This window comes from Collinsella aerofaciens (genome assembly GCF_015557435.1).
GTDB classification, from domain to species: Bacteria; Actinomycetota; Coriobacteriia; order Coriobacteriales; family Coriobacteriaceae; genus Collinsella; species Collinsella aerofaciens_Z.
Map to the genome: position 1 here is coordinate 1 of NZ_JADNOH010000072.1, position 4,812 is coordinate 4,812.

Genomic DNA, 4,812 nt, shown 5'->3' on the forward strand with positions numbered 1-4,812 from the left:
ACAGGAGGCCACTTAATGTGGCCTCCGTCGTGAGCAGGACTGTAGAGCAGGAAACCTAAGCCGGTGTCCCCGCTCTCCCGGGGCCGGCAGAATCTAGTTGTTCAGCATGCGGTCGAAGCTTCCCGAGTCGCCATCCCGATAGTCGGCCGTCATCAGGATCTCCTGCGGAATTCGCCCGCCCTCGCGCAGCACGTTGCGGAACTGCACGCGCGTGACCATGGGCAGATCTTTGATCGTCGCCGCCAGGTTCTGCGGCACGCCCTGGTTGGCAGCTGCGGGCTCGCACTCGCCGCCGGCCTTCACGCGGCGCTTATGCTCGGCGAGCATGGCACGATACATGCCGGCATGCAGGCGGATCTCAACGACATTGGCATTGCGAGCCTGCTCGACGATACGCGCGCCTTCGCGATCGATGTCGCCCACGTAGTAGACGTAGTTAAAGCGATAGCCGATCTCGGCCAGATAGTCATCGAGTGCATGCGAGACGCTTGCCTTGCAGCCACCGCCGAAGATGACACCGCCTACCTTAGTGCCAAAAAGCTTGGCATGCTTGCGGCCGCGCAGGAGCTTGACGATCTCGTCGTAGGTGTCCAGGTTCTCGACCATAATGAACGGCTTGTCGGCACCCAGCGTAAAGAAGCCCGTAAAGTGCACGGGGCGGTTAGGGGCGACCTTGATCGCCTGCATGCTGATGCCCTTTTCGGTCATACGCCTGATCAGACGCTCGCCGTGCTTACCGTCAAAGGCTTTCTCGTCATTGAAGATCTGGTAGGCGCGCTGGCGACGCGAGGCAATCGGCGTATCGGCGCCGCGATTCTGCTCAATCCAAGCCTGGATGATTGCGATCTCCTCGGCAATCTTGCGATTGGACATCTCGTTGTGCTGAGTGCGCTGCGGAGCCTTTTTACCGTCCTTGCCCTCGACCTTAACGATCTGAGTCTGCTGCTCCTTAATCTTGGAGAGCGCCGTGGGCGTGGGAACGACCTTGAGCAGTTGCCTGCCCAAAACGCGGGCCAGGGCAAATACCGAAACCTCGCCGTGAGCAGTCGTCTCGGCCTGCCGAGCAGCAGCATCTGCCGCGGCAGACTCGGGCTTCTTCTGAGACTTGCGCTTGGAGTCGCCTTGAGCGCCGCGCTCGCCCTTCGGCGTAGACGCCTGCTTTTGCGAGCGCTCGGACTTACCCTCCTTCGCCGACTGACGCTTGGGCTGCTCCACCGGAGTGTCTGCCTTCGCATCTTCGTCGCGCGTCGTTCCCTGTTCGGCAGCAGTCTGGGCATTTGAGCCGCGACCGCTACGATGACGGCGACGGCGAGGCTTGCTCGAAGTGCCCTCCCCCGTCTGCTCGCTCGCAGGCTGCTGGCCCTGAACCTCAACATCGGACGCAACCTTTTGCTCAACAGGCTTCTGTTCACGAACTTCCGACTCAGCGGGCTTCTCGGCCTTCTCGGTTCGCGCCTCCGGAACCTGATCAACCTTCTCCTGACGCTTTACGGGATACGCGCGACCCACAAAGCCACGACCGGGACGACACGAGCCCGAGGTCTTCTTGGCCGGCTCGTCAGCCGCATCCACAGTCTCGACAGGCTTTTCGACTTCGCGCGCGGCATCCTGCTGCTCAGCCTTAAAGTGCGCACCGCGACGATGCTTGGGCTCCCGAGGCTCAGCGGACTTTTGCTCTTTCACAGACTCCTGCGGCTCGGCGACAGGCTCGTTCTCGACAGCCTCGATATCGGCCCCGTCCTTTTGAGCCACGGCACGACGGAAACGCTCCTGCTGGGCACGACGCTGCGCATCGCGCTTGCCGCCTCCGCCAAAGCCGCCTCGCCCCGCCTTGGCGGTGAAGGCGCGCACGACATGCTCATCGAGTAGCTCGTCAGTATCGACATGCTCACGCGGGGCAACCTCCTCCACAGCGGGCATCTCAACGGAATCATCGACGGAAGCCTCTTCTGCGACCTCGGCAGGCTGCTCCTGGACATCGTGAATCTCAGCATTGATGGTATAGAACGCGGGGCGCCCGTTAATGCCGCTGCCCTCGATCTTGGTCACAATCTTTGCCGCGATAAGCTCATCGCGCATCGCCTTGGTATCGCACTCCTTATCCACGGAGCGGAAAATTTGCGCCAGAGCGCTCGACTTGATCTTGAGCGCCTTGCGGCAGAGCAGGTCGTAGGCAACGAGCTTGGCCCGCTCAGCAGAAAGCGACGTCTGGCTACTCAGACGCTCAGCCAAAGCATCGACATTGTTTTGGTTATCGGAATATACCGTCTTGGCCACGGGGCCCCTTTCATATGCACACATATACGTCTACATGGTACAACGCGCGTGCCCGTCCACGCAAAACATCTGCGAGAACACCCCTGGCATCGCCCGTCTTCACAAGAAAAAAGACCGGGCCCGCGTTCTGCGGACCCGGTCTTTCCGAGTCATAGAGATGGAGGATTCTATCCGTCCGATCGACTAGGCCTTGGCGGCCTCGGCGTCGGCAGGAGCCTCGGCGGCAGCGGCGCGACCATACTCGGCCTTGCCCATCTCGGACCACTCGGGCTCCTCGTCGGGCATGGAACCGGCCTCCTTGCCGAAGAACTCCTTGAGGCAGTTGACGGCAACGATGAGGCCCAGGACCATCAGCAGGACAGCGAAGACGAGCTGCAGGCCCTTGGTGGCGGCGACGGAGACGGCAGCCGTGGTGGCGGTAGCCGGGATGGTGCCGAAGAAGCCGTAGGCCTGGACGGCGGTCATGCAGCCCATGGCGCTCTGGACCAGCGAGGTGAAAGTGCAGCAGAGCAGGAAGGCGACGGGCACGTAGAGCATCCAGCCCTTGCGGCCGGTGCACTTGCAGAACACGGCGAGGGTGATCATGGTCATGCCGCCGAGCAGCTGGTTGGAAGCACCAAAGAGCGGCCAGATGTTAGCATAGCCACCAAAGGCGAGGGCGAGACCGGGAAGCAGGGTGACGACCGTGGCGAACCAGGGGTTGCCGAGAACCTTCATGTAGCCGGCCTTGGAGTCGATGGCCAGAGCGTCGTTGGTCTGGGCAAAGAACTCGGAGAAGGAAGTACGGGCGATGCGGGCGACGGCGTCGAGCGAGGTCAGGGCCAGAGCGGAGACGTTCATGGTCATGAAGACGGTAGCGAGCGTGCCGTCAACGCCGAAAGCCTGCATACCGCGGGAGATACCAGCGGCGAAGATCTGGAACGGCGTGGAAGCGACGCCGGCGTTGAGGGCACCGGTACCGGCGGTGTTCATGTCGGAGAACATGATGCCGGCGACGATGATGGCGAGGATGCCGACGAAAGACTCGACGATCATGGCGCCGTAGCCAACCTTGACGGCGTCCTGCTCCTTCTCGACCTGCTTAGAGGAGGTACCGGAAGAAACGAGGCTGTGGAAACCGGAGAGAGCGCCGCAAGCAACGGAGACAAACAGGACCGGGAACATCATGCCGGAGGCAGTGGAGAAGCCGGTGAAGACCGGAGCAGTCATCGTAGCCTGGCCGTTAACACCCAGGACGACGATGCCGAGAACAGCGCAGACGATCATAACGATCATCATGATCGAGGTGAGGTAGTCACGCGGGGTCTTAAGCATCTGGATGGGCATAGCGCCAGCGAAGACCAGGTAGACCATAACGACGGCGAACCACTGGAACTTGTCCAGATAGACCGGGAACTGCATACCGACGGCAAACATGAGAACCATGAGGACCACGCCGGTGACGAACTCGGCAGCGCCGGTGAGGTTGAACTTCTTCTGGGCCCAACCAAAGACGATAGCAACGAAGGTGAACAGGATGGAGATGGTACCAGCGCAGCCGGCGGCATAGGACTTGGTGAAGTCGACGGCACCGGTAGCAGCGCCAGAAGCGTCAACGGCCGGGGTGAACATGAACGTCTTGCAGACCATGTCGGTGAAGGCGGCGATGACGATGATGCAGAACAGCCAGCAGAACAGCAGGAACAGGCGACGGCCGGTCTTGCCGATGTACTTCTCGATGAGCTGAGCGAGCGACTTGCCGTTGTTCTTCATCGAGGCGTACAGGGCACCAAAGTCGTGGACGGCGCCAAAGAAGATGCCACCGACGAGGACCCAGAGCACGACGGGCAGCCAGCCAAAGGCCATGGCGACGATCGTACCCGTAACAGGACCGGCACCGCAGATCGAGCTGAACTGGTGCGAGAACGCGGTGAAGGCGGAGACGGGCGAGAAGCTCTTGCCGTCCTTCATGCGCTTGGCCGGCGTGAGGGCCTCTTTGTCAACGCCCCACTTGTTGGCCAGCCAGCGGCCGTAGCCCAGATAGCCGCAGGCGAGCACCGCCGCAGCCACAACCATGAGCAAAACTCCGTTCATTACATTTCCTCCTCTAAAAAGAACTTCCCAGACATAAAAAAATGAGGGCCGTCGGTTGCGCTCGACGGCCCTCATCTTCATCAGCCGCCCGTTATCGTACGGGCTAGCTGTATGTGCTAACCCGCATCAGATAATTACTACGCTGATAATGTTTAGCTGATGCGTGAACATGTCTAAGAAATCCTCTTCAATCATGATGCGAACGATCCGTGCGTGTTCACATCCCCCAGTGGATGAAAAGCAGTATGAAACTTTAGTTACCTAAAGTCAACGCAAATTTGTAATGAATTTTCAACTTTTTTGAAATTCTCGGTATAAAACGCCACTGACCTCGGACTTTATCCTGCGACAGTTTTTGCATGAGAGACGTCCCTGTGCGCTGCGGGGGCCGGGCGGCATATATGAACTTTCCTGCTCTACAGTCCTGCGCAAGACGGAAAGCACATTAAGTGCTTTCCTTTG

The 4,812-nt window shown here is 60.0% G+C and carries 2 protein-coding genes; both read right to left on the reverse strand.

The genetic code is table 11. The features are described 5' to 3' along the window. Positions 1–93: 93 nt before the first annotated feature. Positions 94–2,277 carry a hypothetical protein gene (locus tag I2G43_RS06810; protein WP_195535580.1) on the reverse strand — a complete coding sequence of 728 codons (2,184 nt, stop codon included), beginning with the start codon at positions 2,275–2,277 and terminating at the stop codon, positions 94–96. Between the two features lie 183 nt (positions 2,278–2,460). After that, positions 2,461–4,350 carry a carbon starvation protein A gene (locus I2G43_RS06815; RefSeq protein ID WP_195535581.1) on the reverse strand — a complete coding sequence of 630 codons (1,890 nt, stop codon included), beginning with the start codon at positions 4,348–4,350 and terminating at the stop codon, positions 2,461–2,463. Between the last annotated feature and the right edge of the window lie 462 nt (positions 4,351–4,812).

Bases quoted from the DNA above. Each gene is read 5' to 3' on its own strand.
- I2G43_RS06815 (WP_195535581.1), bottom strand. From the start codon at position 4,350: ATGAACGGAGTTTTGCTCATGGTTGTGGCTGCGGCGGTGCTCGCCTGC.